We start from the raw sequence: 17,129 nt of genomic DNA, 5'->3' as shown, positions 1-17,129 counted from the left end.
CAAACCTACATTTTCTAACCGCCATAAACCTACATTTTTACGCCGCCCTTGACAGCTAGCTTAAATAAAGCTAAGACGCAAAAGAGAAGAGACTGCGACATAATTTTACTTATGTCACAGCCTCTTTTTTGCTGCTTTGATCATAATCTAAATATCTATGGCGTAAAAAAAACACCAAGCGCATGTTGCCGCTTGGTGTCTATCTGTTACCCACGATTCTTCATCACACGCTGTAACTCACGGTCTTGATCACGCCGTTTAAGCGTTTCACGCTTATCGTAAGTGTGTTTACCTTTAGCCACACCAAGCAACAGCTTAGCGAAGCCATGTTTCAAGTAAACGCGCAACGGCACTAATGTGATCCCAGTACCTTTAGTTGCTTCGAGTAACTTTTTAATTTCTTTTTTTTGTAGCAATAATTTACGATTACGCAATGGATCAACATTAAACTGATTACCCTGCTCGTAAGGACTGATGTGAACATTTTCTAGCCACACTTCCCCATTTCGAACACGAGCAAAGCCATCTTTCAAGTTAATGCGACCGTTACGTACAGATTTGATCTCTGTACCAGTTAAAACTAAACCGGCCTCATAAGTCTCCAATATAGCGTAATCGTGGCGCACTTTTTTATTCTGCGCTAAAACATTATCAGCTGGTTTTGACTTTTTTGCCACCCTGATCACCTCTTAGTTATAAAGTGGTAATTATTTATGGTTGTCATGACTCTGGCTATTGCGAATTGTAAATGGATGGTTACTGTGATTACTACTGCTGTGGTTATTGCGGTTACTCGAGCTTGAACGGTTACCACTGTTACTTGAGCTTGTGTGATTACTGCTGTTACTCGAGCTTGAACGGTTACCGTTGTTACTTGAACTTGGGTGATTACGGTTGCCGCTATTGCTAGCACCTGAGCGATTACTACTTTGCCCATTGCGGTTACCACGATAACCCCCACGACTGTTGCTGCCACCATTACGGTTTTGCCCATTGCCACCTGGACGCCGATTATTACCACCATTACGGCGTTGGAAATTTCGTTGTGGTTTTGGCCGTTCAACTAAATCACCTAAATCGCTGGTTGGTGTATTTTCATCAGGCATTAGCTTAAAGTTGATCTGGCTTTGATCCATATCGATATCCGTCAGAGTAACCTTGACTGGCTGACCAACACGATAAGTCTTCTTCGTGTGTTCACCGACCATTGCCATATAACTTTCAACAAAGTTATAGTAGTCATCGCCCATTGTAGAAATATGAACCAAACCTTCAACGGTATTTGGTAGCTCAATAAATAAGCCAAACTTAGTTACAGAGCTAACCACAGCATCAAATTCCTCGCCAACGTGCGGCAACATGTATTCTGATTTCTTCAAATCATCAGTGTCACGTTCGGCATCGATTGAGCGCCGTTCCATTTCAGAACTATGCTTAGCAATATCAGCTAACTGATCACGGTATTGATCTTGTGCTTCTTCATCTGTACCGTTTTCTTCGTACCAATGGATCAGGCGATGAACCATTAAATCAGGATAACGCCGAATTGGTGATGTGAAATGCGTATAGTAGGAAGCCGCGATACCAAAATGGCCTAACTGCTGATCAGCATATTTAGCTTGCTTCATGCTACGCAACATCATAATTTGGATAACGGGTTCAACTGGTTGGCCTTTGACCTTAGACAAAACAGCTTGTAGCATCCGTGGCTTGATATTTTGGCTGTCACCTTTGGCAACGACACCAATATTGTTGATGAATTCATAGAAGGCACGCATTTTTTCACTATCAGGGGTTTCATGCACTCGGTAGACAAATGGTACATGTAGTCTGCTATAGTGTTCAGCCACCGTTTCGTTGGCAGCTAACATGAAGGATTCAATCATCCGTTCACTAGTACCGCGCTCACTAACAACAATGTCAGTTGGATGGCCTTCACTGTCCACAATGATCTTAGCTTCAGGACGATCAAAATCAATTGCGCCACGATCATGCCGCATTTGGAATAAGATTTTGTGTAAAGTTCCCATTTGTTCGAACATTGGCACTAATTCGGCGTATTCAGCCCGAACTTCAGCGTCATTGTCATCCAAAATCTGGTTAACGGCTTTATAAGTCATCCGTGCAGCACTTTTAATAATTGCTGGGAAAATTTCGTGCTTGACGATTTTACCTTTGCCATCAATTTCCATTTCACAGGTCATCGTTAAACGTTCAACTTGTGGATTTAATGAGCAAATACCGTTAGATAAGCGTTCTGGCAGCATTGGCAATACTCGATCAGTCAAATAAGTACTAGTGCCACGCTCAAAAGCTTCAGCGTTTAAGGCTGTCCCTGGGGTTACATAATGGGCAACATCGGCGATACTAACGCCTAAATGATAATTACCATTATCCATTTTCCAAACGACAACCGCATCATCAAAGTCTTTTGAAGTTTCACCATCAATGGTGACAAAGTTTTGATCAGTTAAATCACGCCGACCCTTTTTTTCTGCTGGTTGTACTTCACTTGGAATTTCGTTAGCTTCTTGCATAACTTCCGTTGGGAACTCAGTCGGAATACCGTGCCGATAAACGATTGATAAAATATCAACACCCGGTGCGTTCTTATTACCTAAATCTTGCTTGGCAACCCCTAACATACTCTTAGGGTTCTCTTCGCTAGGGAACTTAGTAATATCAACCACGACCATGTCGCCATCTTGTGGTTGTACACCGTCGTCCGTGATAAATACTGGCACGTCTTGTAAGCTACGTTGCGTTAAGCTCACATAACCATACTGGCTGGAACTAGCAATTTGACTCGGTGGAAAGCCAGTAAATTCACCAACCACCGTGGTAAAATTACGCGTAATAATATTGATGATCTTACCTTCAGGGCCTTTACCACTATTAGGAACAGCGGCCTTGATGACCTCTGCTTCAACTTCGTCACCATTTAAAGCAAACGCCGTGTTGTCTGCTGATACATAAACATCAGGTAATTCAGGATCATAGCTGATAAAACCAAAGCCACGATCATTCGCGTGAAAAACCCCACTCACTTTTTGCGGTTCAGCAGGTACGCCAAAATGGCCACTACCATTTAATTTAATTTTCTTATCTTGCTCCAATTGAGTCAACGTTTGCACCAATAATTTAAAGGCGGCAGCGTTGTGGAGATCTAACTGCTGGTTTAATTCTTCAGCAGTAAAATAGTGATTCGCATGTTCAGTTAAAAAATTTAATACTTCAGCTTGAAATACTTCAGCGTTTTTCAAAGTAAACCTCATTTCTTCTTATCATAAAATTCCCATAATCAACAAAAAACCTCCTGCAATAATAACAGGAGGTTGGCGACTAGTGCGATGACACGTAAGCCAAAGCTAGCGAAAATGCAAAAAATAAAACGCCGAGAATGATCGTCACTTTTTGCATGAACGCTTCAAAACCGCGTGCCTTTTGTTTACCGAATAGGTCCTGTGCACCGCCGGATAAGGCGCTCAATGCATCTTGCTGTTTGCTTGGTTGCATTAAGACCGCGATTACGATTAGTACAGAAACAATCAACAGCAGGGTTAAGATAGTGTTGTACACCCTAGTTTCCTCCTAACATTTAAACAGATTCTTGTGCTATTTTTCAGTCACTAAGTTAGTATTTGATGACTGGCCAACTTAATTGTGACCAACCGGTTAAGTTTAATAGTAATATTATACCATTGATTTGTAGAGAACAAAACCTAAAACAATCAAGTTTGTAAATTTTTGCGCTTAGTCGCAATTTGCATTAGTTTGCGTCGGACAGCACCACGACGTTCATGGGCCGTTAATACAATTAATGTATCACCAGCACGCAATAATGTGTCGCCATGTGGAATCAAATCGCGATTTTGACGTCGCACTGCAATCAATAAACTCTCCTGTGGCCATTTCACGTCACGCACTTGCCTATCTTCCAGCGGACTACCAGCAAATACTGGCATCTCGATACGATCATTTTTACCACTCATTCGTGCCACTGTCGCACCAAAATTCAACCGTGATAATAATGATTCGTAAATCGGTGCCCCACCTAGCAGATCAACCACTAAATACGCAACCAACGATACTAACGCTAATGGCATTAAATGGCGTAGATCCCCAACCATTTCCGTGATCAATAAAATAGCCGTAAATGGCGCCTTACCGATCCCTGCAAAATAGCCAGCCATGGCAAAAATCACAAAGTTCATGATGTAGATTGATGGCAACCAATGCCACTGTGCAAATAAAGTTCCGACCAGTGCACCAATCAAAGCACCTAAGGTCAGAATTGGCAGAAAAATACCACCAGGTAAACCAGAACCATAAGAAATCATTGAGAAAATAAAGCGCAGTAGAAATAACGCTAATAATGGCCAAAATGCCGGTAATTTAATTGCTAAACCAAGAATAACTAAGTTGCCCCCACCTAACGTATGCGGCCAAAAATAGCCAATTGGAATTACTAATAATAATGGCACAACACTTTGAAAATAGCGTGGAATTAGCTTTAAGTAACCGTACCACTTTGGTAATGCTAGTAGGACACGCTGATAAATATAGCCACAGATACCCAAGATGATGCCCAAAATAATCAATTGCCAGTATAATGCCAACGGAAAACTGTGCGCATAGTGCATATGTAAAACTGGTGTCAGCCCAAAAAAATTTAATGAAACAAAATCAGCCGCAATTGCACTGGCTAATGACGTCATCCACACTAATGGTGAAAAATTATGGTAGATTTCTTCTAATACAAATAAGGTCCCAGCAATCGGTGCATTAAAGGCCGCGGACAATCCGGCTGCTGCGCCACTAGCCAGCATGATCCGCTTTTCCGAATCCGAGTGACCTAAGCGAGTAGCCACACCCTGCCCAACCGCAGCACCTAATTGAATCGACGGCCCTTCACGACCTAGAAAAAGTCCGGGTCCAATACCTAACACGCCAGCCACAAATTTACGCCACAAAACGGGCCACCACGGAATCGTTAAATCACCATCTAATTGGCCTTCGACTTGAGGAATCCCTGAACCCATGATGTTAGGTTCCCCCTTAACTAGCCAACCGATCACTAGCGCCAATATGATACTCACCAAGGGTAAAACTAATAGCCATAGTGGATGCCAGTGTACCCACTGAAAAAGCTGAATTGAACGTTGTAGACTAAGCTCGATCAATAAACGAAACACACTAACGACCACGCCACTTAATAAACCAACTAGCAACCCTTTTAAAATAAATTTTAAGCGTGTATTATCTAATTGTTTTAACCTTTGCAAGTAATACACCTCTTAGAAATAAAATAAACTACATCAACTAATATAACATTTTGCTTTACAACATCAAAATAAACTTCAGTTTTGATTTAACTGGAAAATAACTTGATCTGGTACTTTGGATCGTATAATTTTCACCCAGAATTACAAAAAACTGGCCATTTTTTTGTAAAAATCGTCTGATTAGCACCTAATTTTCATTAAATTTCCATTTTTCTCTTTGCTTTCTTAGTAAATAATGTTAGTATTTTAATAATAATTAAAAAATAATAAGAGAGACAAGTACAAACCGTTGTCCTGACAGTGAATCGAGATCAGTGGAAACTCGATGAGGCAACAACGTTTTGGAATAACACTTTCTTTAATTGCGGGCTGAACGACAACTAGTAGGCTACGCCGTAACCGGTACGTTACCATCCGGAGGCGCATGTTTGTGCGCTTAATTAAGGTGGTCTGTTTATTCAGGCAACTTGGGTGGTATCGCGAAAATAGTCCTTTTCGTCCCTTGATCGGGGACGGAAGGACTATTTTTTTCGCCGCGAATCACGTTATAACGTAAGTTGCTATTTTGTTTAGTGAATATTCATCGGCCGTAGCCAAACACATAACACTTTTATAACGCCTAAATCAAATCTAAGCAACTAGCTTAAAACTAGTTAAAATTCAGGAGGTATTTCCATGCATTTAATTATTCCCACTGCCTATGATCCAAAATTATCCGTACGCCAAACACAAGAAGCCATTCGCTATATTCGTGAAACTTTTCAAGACGAATTTGGTCAACAACTTAACTTATCACGTGTATCAGCGCCAATGATGGTTGACCGTGCCACTGGTCTAAACGATAATTTGAACGGTATTGAAGCACCTGTTTCATTTACGATGAAAGATATGCCGAATAAAACAATGGAAATCGTCCATAGTTTGGCTAAATGGAAACGTAATGCGCTCGGTCGCTTTGATTTTCAACCAGGTGAAGGTCTTTATACGAATATGAACGCCATTCGTAAGGATGAAGATCTGGATAACTTTCATTCAATTTATGTTGACCAATGGGATTGGGAAAAAGTAATCACTAAAGAGCAACGAACACTTGATACTTTACAACAAACAGTTAAGCAGATTTTCAAAGTAATCAAGCACATGGAGCACGAAGTTTGGTACAAGTACCCCACAGCTGTCCATCATTTACCAGATGAACTCCATTTTGTCACCACACAAGAGTTAGAGGATCGTTGGCCCGATAAAACACCGATGGAACGCGAAGACTTAATTGCCCAAGAGTTAGGTTGTGTATTCTTGATGCAAATCGGTGGCGCCTTAAAATCAGGCAAACGCCATGACGGTCGCGCCCCAGATTATGATGATTGGTCACTTAATGGCGATTTAATTTTCTGGTACGAACCATTAAACTGCAAATTAGAGATCTCCAGTATGGGCATCCGTGTCGACGAAGTTGCTATGGCCAAGCAGTTAAAAATTGCTGGTGCTGAAGATCGTTTACATTTACCTTTCCATCAAAAAATCATGAACGGTGAGCTACCATACAGCATCGGCGGTGGGATCGGTCAATCACGTTTATGCATGCTGCTATTAGGTAAAGCACACGTTGGCGAAGTTCAAGCCAGTGTTTGGCCCCAAGAGATGCGGGCTGAATGTGCCGCACACGACATTCATATTTTATAGATAAGTACCAAGGGATACCGTTTATACAATTGCGGTATCCCTTTTTATATTCCCAAATAGCACAAAAAAAAGAAGCAGGCGTCCCTGCTTCTTCGTTTAATCAGATTAAATTAGTCTTGGTAATGTACTAATTCTAAGAATGAATCAGGTTGTAAGCTTGCGCCGCCAACTAGGCCACCATCGATATCAGGTTGAGCCATTAATTCTTTAACGTTAGCTGGTTTCATTGAACCACCATATTGGATCCGAACGTTTTCAGCAGTTGTTTGGTCATAAAGGCCAGCAACAGTTTCACGGATCAAATGACAAACTTCTTGTGCTTGTTCAGGTGTAGCTGTTTCGCCAGTACCGATTGCCCAGATTGGTTCGTAAGCAATAACCAATGCAGCAACTTGTGCAGCTGACAAATCTTTTAAAGCAGCTTTGATTTGACCAGAAACCCATTCGTTAACTTTACCAGCCTTACGAGTTTCTAAAGTTTCGCCACAGCAGATAATTGGTGTAACGCCATTTTTGATCAAGGCATGAGCCTTTTTGTTGATGTCTTCATCAGTTTCGTTGAAATATTCACGCCGTTCGCTATGGCCAATAATGCCGTAGTCAACACCCATTTCAGCTAAAACTTTTGGTGAAGTTTCGCCAGTGAAAGCACCAGCATCTTCGAAGTAGCTATTTTCAGAAGCAACTTTTAAATCAGTGCCTTTAGCAGCATCGATTAAAGTTTGTAGGTCAACAGCAGGAGCACCGATAACAGCTTCAACTTGGTCAGCATTAGCTAATTTGCCTTTGATTCCAGCAACAAATTCAGCTGTTTCTTTAGGGTTCTTGTTTAATTTCCAGTTACCTGCAATGATTGGTTTACGCATTTGTAACATCCTTTCATTTATGTAAATTTGGGTCGAATTGACCCAAATTTGCCAAAGTGTGTTTTTTAACTATTTTTCAGAAATAGCAGCAATACCTGGTAATTCCTTACCTTCAAGGTATTCAAGTGAAGCACCGCCACCAGTTGAGATATGAGTCAATTGGTCGCCAACGCCTAATTGTTTAACAGCTGCGGTTGAATCACCACCACCGACAATTGTCGTTGCATCAGTTAATGTACCTAAGAACTTACCGATTTCCAAAGTGCCTTTAGCGTAGTTGCTCATTTCAAACACACCCATTGGGCCGTTCCAAACAACTGTTTTAGCATCTTTAAGAACATCCTTGAAGTCAGCAATTGACTTTTCACCAATATCTAAGGCCATGTAGCCATCAGGAATATCGCCTTCAACGTCTTTGCTAGGTACATCGTTGCTGAATTCTTCAGCAACAATATTATCAACAGGCAAGACTAACTTGTCGCCAGCTTTGTCGATGATTTGCTTAGCTAATTCAATTTTATCTTTTTCAACTAATGACTTACCGATACTTAAGCCTTTAGCAGCATAGAATGTATAAGTCATACCGCCACCGACGATAACTTTGTCAGCTTTGCTTAATAAATGATCGATAACACCGATCTTGTCAGAAACTTTGGCGCCACCTAAGATGGCAACAAATGGGTGCTTAGGATTGTCAACAGCGTCACCTAAGAACTTGATTTCCTTTTCCATTAAGAAACCAGCAGCAACCTTTTGGCCTTTAGCTTTCATAGCAGATGCGATACCAACGTTAGAAGCATGGGCACGATGAGCTGTACCAAATGCATCGTTAACGAATACGTCGCCTAATGAAGCCCAGTATTCACCTAATTTAGGATCGTTTTTGCTTTCGCGCTTACCAAAGTCGTTGTCAATATCTTGGAAACGTGTGTTTTCCATAACAAGTACTTGACCAGCAGCGAGTGCATTAACAGCATCTTCTAATTGTTTGCCTTCGTTAACAGGAACGAAAGTAACAGGTTGGTTCAATAATTCAGCTAAGCGTTCAGCAACTGGCTTTAAGCTGAGTTCTTTTTTATCTTCGTCAGATTTGATCCGGCCTAAGTGAGAAAGCAAGATTGCTTTACCGCCATTTTCAACTACATATTTGATAGTTGGTAATGCAGCAACAATCCGGTTATCGTCACCAATAACGCCACCCTTAATTGGCACATTAAAGTCAACACGAATCAATACTTTTTTATCTTTAACATCTAAATCAGAAACGATTAATTTAGCCATATAAATAGCCTCCTATTTTATCACGTTTTTTAGTTATAATTTACATTTATTAGAAAGGTCATCGCTCTGCTTATTAAATCAGCCAGCCGCGGGCCCTGCGTATTGGCCAACAAAAAAAGCAGAGGGAGTAAGCCTCCCTCCGCCTTTTTTAAAACATTATGCGGTTTTGAAACTTACTAGTTCTAACGGATTAGAGAGTAGCGAATTTCAATAAAGTACGTACCATTTGGCAAGTGAAGCCATATTCGTTGTCGTACCAAGCAACAGTCTTAACTAATTGCTTGTCGCCAGCAGTTGTAACTTCTGTTTGAGTTGGGTCGTAGATTGAACCGAATGTTGTGCCGATAACGTCACTTGATACGATTTCGTCTGCGTTGTAACCAAAGCTTTCGTTACCTTCAGTATGCTTCTTGATAGCTTCGTTAACTTCGTCAGCAGTAACCTTTTTGTCAAGGATAGAAACTAATTCAGTTAATGAACCGTCAACAACACCAACACGTTGTGCATGGCCTTGTAATTTGCCCTTCAATTCTGGGATAACCAAGCCGATAGCTTTAGCTGCACCAGTAGAATGAGGAATTGTGTTAACAGCTGCTGCACGAGCTGCACGCAAGTTGCCGCCACGAACTGGGCCGTCTAACAACATTTGTGTAGAAGTGTAAGCATGGATAGTAGTCATAGTACCAACTTCAAGACCAAATTCTTGGTTTAAGAAGTAAGCCATAGGTGCTAAACAGTTAGTTGTGCATGAACCAGCTGAAACGATTGTGTCATCAGCAGTCAATACATCATCATTTACGTTGTAAACAACTGTCTTCAAATCGCTACCAGCTGGAGCTGAGATCAAGACACGTTTTGCGCCTGCATCCAAATGAGCTTGTGCTTTTGCTTTGGATGTGTAGAAACCAGTACATTCAAGGACGAAATCTACGCCGTCATTTTTAACCCAAGGAATATCTTGTGCTTTAGGTTCAGCATATACACGGTATTCTTTGCCGTTAACAACGATACCATTGTCAGTAGCGCTAACTTCGCCAGCAAAAGTACCATGTGTAGAATCATATTTCAATAAATGAGCTAACATAGCAGGTGAAGTTAAATCGTTGATAGCGACAACTTCGATATCGTTTGATTTAGCGCCCAATTCGAAGATACGACGGAAAGCTAAACGGCCGATACGTCCAAAACCATTAATACCAATTTTTACAGTCATGCCTAAATTTCCTCCTTTAGGAAATAAAAAATTTATTTTAAAGGGTTACCCCTTTTAAAATCAAGTTTGCGGCACCTTCATCCGTGATCAACCACGTCTGTTGCGGTGCTAGTTGTGCATATGCCTTGATGGCAGCGGCTTTATTAGCCCCGCCAGCAACAGCAATTACACTGGGAATTCTTTCAAGGTCGCGAAGTTGTAAACCAATACGCGGAATCTTATAAATGACTTCGCCCGCTTGGTTAAAGAAATAACCAAACGCTTCGCCAACCGCCTGTTTTTGTTGTAACATGGCAATTGTTTTGGCCGGCATATCCCGACGTTTTGCCATCGGAATCGCCTCACCAATACTATGAACCACCGCCGAACTTTTGTCAACTAACTGTAATACTTCCTTAACCGCAGGCTCGGCTAAAAGAGGTTTATAGGTTTGTTCACTGACATGTTCGGGAATATATAATACGCGGTGCTCGCCACCAGTATGCACCGCCATGCGTGCACATACGGCATTAGCTTGAATATCAACAGCTTCACCGAGGCCACCACGTGCTGGCACAAAAACCAGATGGCGCTTTTCGGCTAACTTAGGTGTTAACGAATTAGCAACTTGTGCCATCGTTGTACCACCCATCGCGGCAATAATATTTTCACCCTGCGGTAAAATAATATCTAACGTTTCGTTGACCAACTTGCCCATGTCGGTTAATACTTTCGGCAATTCGGTCGAATCACCAGCAACAATCAAGCAATGCGCGATACCTAGTAGCTTGCTTAATTGCTTTTCTTTCGAATGCATACCAAGCAAGCGCTCCATGATCGTGGTTAAGCTTTGATAGGCTTCTTCGCCTTGTGTGGTCAAAATCATACCTGACTTAGAAGTTGTAATCAAATCATGTGAACGTAAAAAATCAGTTTCAGTACGTAACACACGCTCGCTCATATTGAGTTCCTGTGCTAGCAAACGGCGACCAATTGGCGCTAACCAATAAATTGATTGTAACACTTGGTAACGTTGCTTAACCACGTCGATCAAGTCCGGCGCTAACACTTCTAGCCAGGCTAATTCCTGATCCATGCTGATCCTCTTCCTTGGTGGGACAATATCTGTCCAACTATGTCGTATGGTGACCCGTCATGGCCAAAAAGTAAAGTGCACAGTTAATCTGTCCACTCCTTAAGCACAGAAATATTATAACAAGACCACTGGTTAAATGCAAGGCTCAAGCCCCGATAAATCAAGGAATTTAATCGAAGCGCTTTCGCTTAGACGACGCTGCAATATTAAGACTTTCACGATATTTTGCAACCGTTCGCCGTGATATAGTGATCCCTGCCGCTTCCAATAGGACCACTAGCCGCTGATCAGATAATGGCTTACGCTTATCTTCAGCAGTAATTAAGTCACGTAGCTTTTGTTTAACACTATCAGCCGAGTCAGATTGTTGATGACCGATTGCATTGGTAAAGAAATGTTTTAGTTCAAACACACCAAAGTCTGTCTGTAAGTATTTACCATTAACCGTGCGACTAACCGTCGATTCATGCACACCTAAATTAGTAGCCACATCTCGTAATAAAAGCGGCTTTAACGGTCGTTTAGTATCAAAGAAAAAATCATGCTGGTGCTGAACAATTTTCTGGCCTACCCGTAGAATTGTACTACCACGTTGGCCAACACTTTTTTGCAGCCATTCAAACTCTTGCTTTTTTTCCTTCATATAATCAGTAACTTCTTGATCATTGGTTTTCAGCATTCGGTCAAAGTAACGCTGCTGAAAAACTAATTGTGGCTGCGTATCATAAGTCAAATTTAGTTGCAGCTCATCGCCATGTATATGCACGACCAATTCCGGACGAATAAAATTATTCTGCGTTTGACTAAAAGCAGCCCCAGGTCGCGGCGTCAGTGTTTGCACATAATCAAAAATATGTTGAATCTCAGCAACAGCTACCTGATATTTACTTGCAATTGGCGCCCATTTACGTTCAACAAAATCAACAAAATCCTCTTCCAAGACAATATAGGCTAAGTTTGGTGCACTATCATCACTTTGGGTTTGTAGTAGCAAACTCTCTTGTAGGTTCCGTGCACCAACACCTGGTGGATCTAGCTGCTGCAACAGGGTCACTGCATCTAAAATCTGGACTGCAGCTGCTCCAGTTTTAGCTTTGATTTCAGCATTGCTAATACGCAAATAGCCATTCAGATCCACATATTCTAATAGAAATAGCACTAAATCACGTAGCGGTGTGTCACGCATAGTTAAGTGTACTTGACCTAATAAATAATCAAATAACGATTGTGTCGTATCAGGAATGGCGTTCATAAAATTATCGACTCGCCGCTGACTACCACTTAAATTTGCTTTTCCTTGCGCCGTATGTCGAACCGTTAACAATGGATTTTCTAAACTCTTTTGCTGCAAAAATTGCTGCAGCCCATCAGCGTTGTATTGTAAAATCTGGATCGATTGCTGCAATTGCTGCGTCATCGCCAGCTTCTGGACTTGTTTTTGCTGTTGATTAAGCCCTTGTTGGTATGCCATCTTGACCGTTCCTTTCGTTGAATTGACTAGATAGTTTATCTTGGCGTTATGTACCTTTAATTCTATTAAAAACAATCACTTAATGTAAGTTCCCGACTGTATCTAGGTTATCATCTATGCTAGTTAACTTAAACTAATTTGGCCATTAATTATTTTTTCTGTCTCTAGGTCTTGTTTTTTATGCAGAATTCCGGTAAAATTGTTTATGTTGTTCAGATGCGCCTGTAGTGTAATGGATATCACGTGAGATTCCGGTTCTTGAGATGGGGGTTCGATTCCCTCCAGGCGCATAAAATTAAAAAGTTAATTAAAGTTACTTATAGAAGAATCTTGTTAAGTCAAGATTCTTTTTTTATAAAAAATACAAATAGGTATCGGTTACAACCAGCTGTAGTCAGTTTGTTTTGAGAATAAATCATTGTTCTATAAATACTAATATTCTTCCTAACTACTGTAGCTTGATTCTATCAGCCATGACAATCACTATTTGTAGTAACACGCTTATGCCCCAACAAGTTAAATTATAAAAATAAAGTGGTGCCGATGTGGCTGTCATCAGTACTGCCGACAAGGTTACTAGCAATAGTATTGCTAGCCAACCCAGCTGTAGCCAATTAAAGCCTTTATTACGATGACCAAAGCTCAGTATAAGTAAACTAACAGCGCTAAAAATAACGATCCAAAATAGCCATTTGGCGAGGTGAACAGGATATGTTTCGTTCATGAATAAGATTTGGCGCATAAAACCTAGATGTGTATCATATAAATTTTGTAGTTCAATTGGTAACCATAAAAGAATTAGTTGAATGATCAGTAAAACTATAAATATGAAACGCTTTGCTAGTTTCATCATTGGTTGATCAACTGCTTAATTGGTGTCATGATTTTCATCAGCTCCGGATCAAATTTTTATAGCAACAACGATAGGACTTGTTTAAATTTTGCTTATACACGCTAGCCTTTGACGCTGGGGTAACATTTTGTAGCTATTTTTAACCAAATAAATTCTATCTATTGGTTTTCAGTAAGCAAACAGGCTGTGTCATAATCGACGCAGCCTGTTTTGTTTCGTCTATTTATTTTAATATCTTCACAACATCAGAACGTGGATCCCCGACTTGGACTTGATATTTAGCTGGATCTTGTTTATGGGCTTTATCCCATGAGAACCAACCCCCATCATAGACGTGAACATTCTGCCAGCCAGCTTGATAGGTGATCAAGAAAGCTGTCGCTGCCCGCCAACCAGTGCCACATATGTTGCCATTTAAAGCAGGTGGCAACTACTTCATACAAAACTCAATATTATACTAAAATACGTCGTTGTAGCGCTCACTATTTTGAATAAATAAAATAGCACATCAATCTGCTAGCACCACCTTCATGCCAGTAAAGTTAACGACAATCAATTGTTTTTGCATGCTATAATTTTTGCCGTTAGTAACTAATAATTATTGCGTACTCATTCTTCTTCTAAACAAAAACCACTACCAATTATAGTAGCGGCCACCATACTTTTTACCCTGGAAAATCACCACCATTAATGTGAATGACTTGACCGGTAATGAAGCTGCTGTCAACAGCCGCCAAGAAGACGTAACTTGGTGCTAACTCATACGCCTTACCTCCGCGATCCATTGGCGTACCACCCCAACCTTCTAGTTTATCTTTAGGAAATGTAGCTGGAATCAGTGGCGTCCAAATTGGCCCCGGTGCAACAGCATTAACGCGAATATCACGTTTTAAAAGTTCCTCATTCTGTGCTAAAGCACGCGTCCACGCCACGATGGCCCCTTTAGTCGCTGAATAGTCTAGCAACAATGGATTACCTTTAAAAGCAGTAACTGAGGTCGTATTGATGATGACCCCATGTTCCCTCAGATGAGGCAACGCTGCCTTAGTTAAATAAAATTGGCCGAAAATATTAGTCCGAAAAGTCCGCTCAAACTGGCCGTCAGTAATATCACTAACTTTTTCCTGCACGTGCTGTTCGCCAGCATTATTAACTAAGATATCAATTTGGCTAAAGGTTGCCAACGTCTTTTCTACCACTTCAGCGGCGAATTTAGGAGCACCAATATCACCTTGACAAATAAGTGCACGTCGGCCTAACGCTTCAATTTTTGCTTTGATTTTTTCAGCATCGCTCACCGATTCATAATGTACGATCACAATATCAGCACCTTCACGCGCATAAAGTAACGCTACGGCCGCACCAATACCACTGTCACCACCAGTTATAATTGCCACTTTATCTTTTAATTTAGCGGCTGGTTGATAGGTCGGATGATCGATTTCTGGCCGTGGTGAAACATTATTGCTGCTGTCATCGATCAAGTAATTTTCTTTTGGTTGTCGTTGAGTCATAGGTGAACCACCTTTCATTTTATTAAGTTCACCGTAACAAAGCTGACCACTGCAAAACAATAAATATGCAGCTACTTAAATTCCTGCTCTACCCGCTGATTAGGTATAAACCATAATACCGAAACCACTAAACTAGCGCCTAAACCGGCTAACGGCCACAATAGTGTCAATATGCAGCCAATTAAATAAATCAGTAGTGACAGCCAGCGCTTTCGATCGTGGCGTGAAATGACTGCAACACTTGATTGCGGCCCATTAACGCTAACTAAACAACGATTCAGCAAATTATAGGTCAAGCCACACATTAGCGAAATCACCGCGTAAACCAATTCTGGTAAAAAGGCCGTTAAATGTTCACCCACCCAAGCCGTTGCAAAAGGTAACAAGCTGAGCCAAAATAGTAACGCTGTATTAGCCCATAAAACTGCGCCATTGATTTTTTTAACCGTTTGATACAAATGATGATGGTTATTCCAATAGATGGCAATGGCAATAAAACTGACGACATAAGCAAAAAATGGCTCACCTAACTCCCCTAATGCTGCCCAAGAAGTTGCAGTTGGTGCATGTAAATCCAATACTAAGATCGTGATCAAAATAGCAATTACACCATCAGTAAACGCCTCTACCCGACTTTTTGTCATGTCATCCCTACTTTCGTAATTTCAGCTTCAGAATAGCATAATTTAGGCAAATTATGGTAACAATTGAACTGCATTGTGTGTGCTATAATTTCATTAAACGAGCGCACTAAATAAACGACAAACTATTAACAATAAGTAATTATCGATAACACTAATAAAATCAATAATAGAGGAGTGATTTTGTGCGGGCAATTTATTTGAATACAGCGACTGACCACGGCTTGGATGCTTTAACGATTGGCGAACGCCCCCAACCGCAACCAGCAGCCGAAGAAATTTTAGTTCGCGTGCATGCAGTTGGTTTAAATCCAGTTGACTATAAGCTGATTGAAGGTGGCAACAAAAAATGGCAGTATCCACATATTCTGGGACTTGATGTCGCCGGTGAGATTGTGGCGTTGGGTCCGCAAGTCAGCGGTTTTGCGGTAGGTGAGCGTGTGTTCTATCATGGTGATTTGACCAAAGATGGCGGCTTTGCTGAATACGCCACTGTCAAAAGTTATGCCGTCGCTAAAATGCCCGCCGAACTCAGCTATGAGCAAGCGGCAGCGCTACTTTGTGGTGCAATGACAGCTTACGCGGCACTTTATCGCAAAGCTAGTCTCGCTAATCGCCATACCGTTTTAATTCATGCTGGTGCAGGCGGCGTTGGTGGTATTGCTGTCCAGTTAGCCAAACATAGCGGTTTAACCGTCTACACTACTGCTTCTTCCCGCAAACGTGCGCTGGCTAAAAGGTTGCTGCCGGATCACATTATCGATTACCAAACAACTGACGTAACTGCCGCTATTAAAGAGCTCACCCATGGCCACGGGGTTGACTTAATTATCAATACAGTTGGCACTAAGGAAGCAACTGCCGACTTACAGCGACTAGCTTACAATGGTGCTTTAGTCACTATTGTTGGCGGCCCTGATCTTAGTGATCATGCGTTAGAACAACGTGGTCAAAGTTGGCTAAGCGTTAACCTTGGTGGCGCCCATCAAAGTAATAATTTACAGCAACAGACCGATTTGGCGGTAATGGCTGCTGAATTAGGTAAGTTAGTTGTCGCTAAGCAATTAGATCCGTTAATTGAGCGTGTGTTGGCCTTCGAACAAATCCCCCAAGGTTTGCAAGCGCTGAAACAGCATTTAATTAGCGGAAAAGTCGTGGCGCGCCTGAACTAATTTTTTGCTAAAAAGTACAACTAATTATTTGACCTTTTTTGACCAATAGACTAAACTAGCATTACACTTAATTGA

At 41.2% G+C, this 17,129-nt stretch carries 15 protein-coding genes, 1 tRNA gene and 1 other annotated feature; of the genes, 3 read left to right on the top strand and 13 right to left on the bottom strand.

Going from position 1 to position 17,129, the window contains the following annotated elements; translation table 11 throughout:
- Positions 1-206: 206 nt before the first annotated feature.
- From smpB to EKM80_RS05100, 4 genes are all read right to left on the bottom strand, one after another.
- A complete protein-coding gene (gene smpB / locus EKM80_RS05115; RefSeq protein ID WP_125552036.1) occupies positions 207-677 on the bottom strand; it encodes an SsrA-binding protein SmpB in 471 nt (156 codons plus the stop codon).
- 30 nt (positions 678-707) lie between these two features.
- The gene (gene rnr, locus EKM80_RS05110) at positions 708-3,263 is read right to left on the bottom strand and encodes a ribonuclease R (RefSeq protein ID WP_125552035.1); all 2,556 of its coding nucleotides are present in this window, start codon (positions 3,261-3,263) and stop codon (positions 708-710) included.
- A 79-nt stretch (positions 3,264-3,342) separates the two neighbouring features.
- Positions 3,343-3,579: a preprotein translocase subunit SecG gene (gene secG, locus EKM80_RS05105; RefSeq protein WP_125552034.1), complete on the bottom strand. Its 237-nt coding sequence runs from the start codon at positions 3,577-3,579 to the stop codon at positions 3,343-3,345.
- Between the two features lie 152 nt (positions 3,580-3,731).
- Positions 3,732-5,285, bottom strand: coding sequence for a ClC family H(+)/Cl(-) exchange transporter (locus EKM80_RS05100; protein WP_125552033.1), 1,554 nt, complete (start codon positions 5,283-5,285; stop codon positions 3,732-3,734).
- Between the two features lie 257 nt (positions 5,286-5,542).
- Positions 5,543-5,791 (top strand) — a binding site (T-box leader).
- Between the two features lie 169 nt (positions 5,792-5,960).
- Between EKM80_RS05100 and asnA the strand changes: the two genes are divergently transcribed.
- Positions 5,961-6,968, top strand: coding sequence for an aspartate--ammonia ligase (gene asnA, locus EKM80_RS05095; RefSeq protein WP_125552032.1), 1,008 nt, complete (start codon positions 5,961-5,963; stop codon positions 6,966-6,968).
- 110 nt (positions 6,969-7,078) lie between these two features.
- Here asnA and tpiA read toward each other — a convergent pair whose 3' ends face one another.
- The 5 genes from tpiA to rpoN form a co-directional block, all read right to left on the bottom strand.
- Positions 7,079-7,834, bottom strand: a complete 756-nt coding sequence (tpiA, locus tag EKM80_RS05090; protein WP_125552031.1) for a triose-phosphate isomerase — start codon at positions 7,832-7,834, stop codon at positions 7,079-7,081.
- Positions 7,835-7,903: 69 nt separating this feature from the next.
- Positions 7,904-9,115, bottom strand: coding sequence for a phosphoglycerate kinase (locus tag EKM80_RS05085; RefSeq protein WP_125552030.1), 1,212 nt, complete (start codon positions 9,113-9,115; stop codon positions 7,904-7,906).
- Between the two features lie 190 nt (positions 9,116-9,305).
- The gene (gene gap, locus EKM80_RS05080) at positions 9,306-10,328 is read right to left on the bottom strand and encodes a type I glyceraldehyde-3-phosphate dehydrogenase (protein WP_125552029.1); all 1,023 of its coding nucleotides are present in this window, start codon (positions 10,326-10,328) and stop codon (positions 9,306-9,308) included.
- 37 nt (positions 10,329-10,365) lie between these two features.
- On the bottom strand, positions 10,366-11,403 hold the full coding sequence (locus tag EKM80_RS05075; protein ID WP_125552028.1) for a sugar-binding transcriptional regulator: 1,038 nt from the start codon (positions 11,401-11,403) through the stop codon (positions 10,366-10,368).
- 169 nt (positions 11,404-11,572) lie between these two features.
- Positions 11,573-12,874, bottom strand: a complete 1,302-nt coding sequence (gene rpoN / locus EKM80_RS05070; RefSeq protein ID WP_125552027.1) for an RNA polymerase factor sigma-54 — start codon at positions 12,872-12,874, stop codon at positions 11,573-11,575.
- A gap of 218 nt (positions 12,875-13,092) precedes the next feature.
- On the opposite strand from rpoN, the gene EKM80_RS05065 reads away from it, so the two are divergent.
- Positions 13,093-13,164: transfer RNA gene (locus tag EKM80_RS05065), tRNA-Arg, on the top strand.
- Between the two features lie 158 nt (positions 13,165-13,322).
- Here the strand turns inward: EKM80_RS05065 and EKM80_RS05060 are convergent.
- The 4 genes from EKM80_RS05060 to EKM80_RS05045 form a co-directional block, all read right to left on the bottom strand.
- A complete protein-coding gene (locus EKM80_RS05060) occupies positions 13,323-13,727 on the bottom strand; it encodes a hypothetical protein (protein ID WP_125552026.1) in 405 nt (134 codons plus the stop codon).
- Positions 13,728-13,950: 223 nt separating this feature from the next.
- Entirely contained in the window at positions 13,951-14,157 is a 207-nt protein-coding gene (locus EKM80_RS05055) for a rhodanese-like domain-containing protein (protein WP_125552025.1), read from the bottom strand.
- Positions 14,158-14,392: 235 nt separating this feature from the next.
- Positions 14,393-15,241 (bottom strand): SDR family oxidoreductase, encoded by an 849-nt coding sequence (locus tag EKM80_RS05050; RefSeq protein WP_125552024.1) that lies wholly within the window; start codon positions 15,239-15,241, stop codon positions 14,393-14,395.
- Between the two features lie 71 nt (positions 15,242-15,312).
- Complete coding sequence (locus tag EKM80_RS05045) at positions 15,313-15,885, bottom strand: TMEM175 family protein (protein WP_125552023.1); 573 nt, start codon at positions 15,883-15,885, stop codon at positions 15,313-15,315.
- A gap of 182 nt (positions 15,886-16,067) precedes the next feature.
- Here EKM80_RS05045 and EKM80_RS05040 point away from each other — a divergent pair, with 182 nt between their 5' ends.
- Positions 16,068-17,054, top strand: a complete 987-nt coding sequence (locus EKM80_RS05040; protein WP_125552022.1) for a zinc-binding dehydrogenase — start codon at positions 16,068-16,070, stop codon at positions 17,052-17,054.
- Positions 17,055-17,129: the final 75 nt, after the last annotated feature.

It is taken from the genome of Loigolactobacillus jiayinensis (assembly GCF_003946445.1).
Classification (GTDB): domain Bacteria; phylum Bacillota; class Bacilli; order Lactobacillales; family Lactobacillaceae; genus Loigolactobacillus; species Loigolactobacillus jiayinensis.
This window is presented reverse-complemented; position numbering and strand designations above follow the sequence as displayed.

Bases quoted from the DNA above. Each gene is read 5' to 3' on its own strand.
- EKM80_RS05075 (WP_125552028.1), bottom strand. From the start codon at position 11,403: ATGGATCAGGAATTAGCCTGGCTAGAAGTGTTAGCGCCGGACTTGATC.
- rpoN (WP_125552027.1), bottom strand. From the start codon at position 12,874: ATGGCATACCAACAAGGGCTTAATCAACAGCAAAAACAAGTCCAGAAG.
- gap (WP_125552029.1), bottom strand. From the start codon at position 10,328: ATGACTGTAAAAATTGGTATTAATGGTTTTGGACGTATCGGCCGTTTA.
- EKM80_RS05050 (WP_125552024.1), bottom strand. From the start codon at position 15,241: ATGACTCAACGACAACCAAAAGAAAATTACTTGATCGATGACAGCAGC.
- asnA (WP_125552032.1), top strand. From the start codon at position 5,961: ATGCATTTAATTATTCCCACTGCCTATGATCCAAAATTATCCGTACGC.
- EKM80_RS05060 (WP_125552026.1), bottom strand. From the start codon at position 13,727: ATGATGAAACTAGCAAAGCGTTTCATATTTATAGTTTTACTGATCATT.
- EKM80_RS05085 (WP_125552030.1), bottom strand. From the start codon at position 9,115: ATGGCTAAATTAATCGTTTCTGATTTAGATGTTAAAGATAAAAAAGTA.
- tpiA (WP_125552031.1), bottom strand. From the start codon at position 7,834: ATGCGTAAACCAATCATTGCAGGTAACTGGAAATTAAACAAGAACCCT.
- EKM80_RS05045 (WP_125552023.1), bottom strand. From the start codon at position 15,885: ATGACAAAAAGTCGGGTAGAGGCGTTTACTGATGGTGTAATTGCTATT.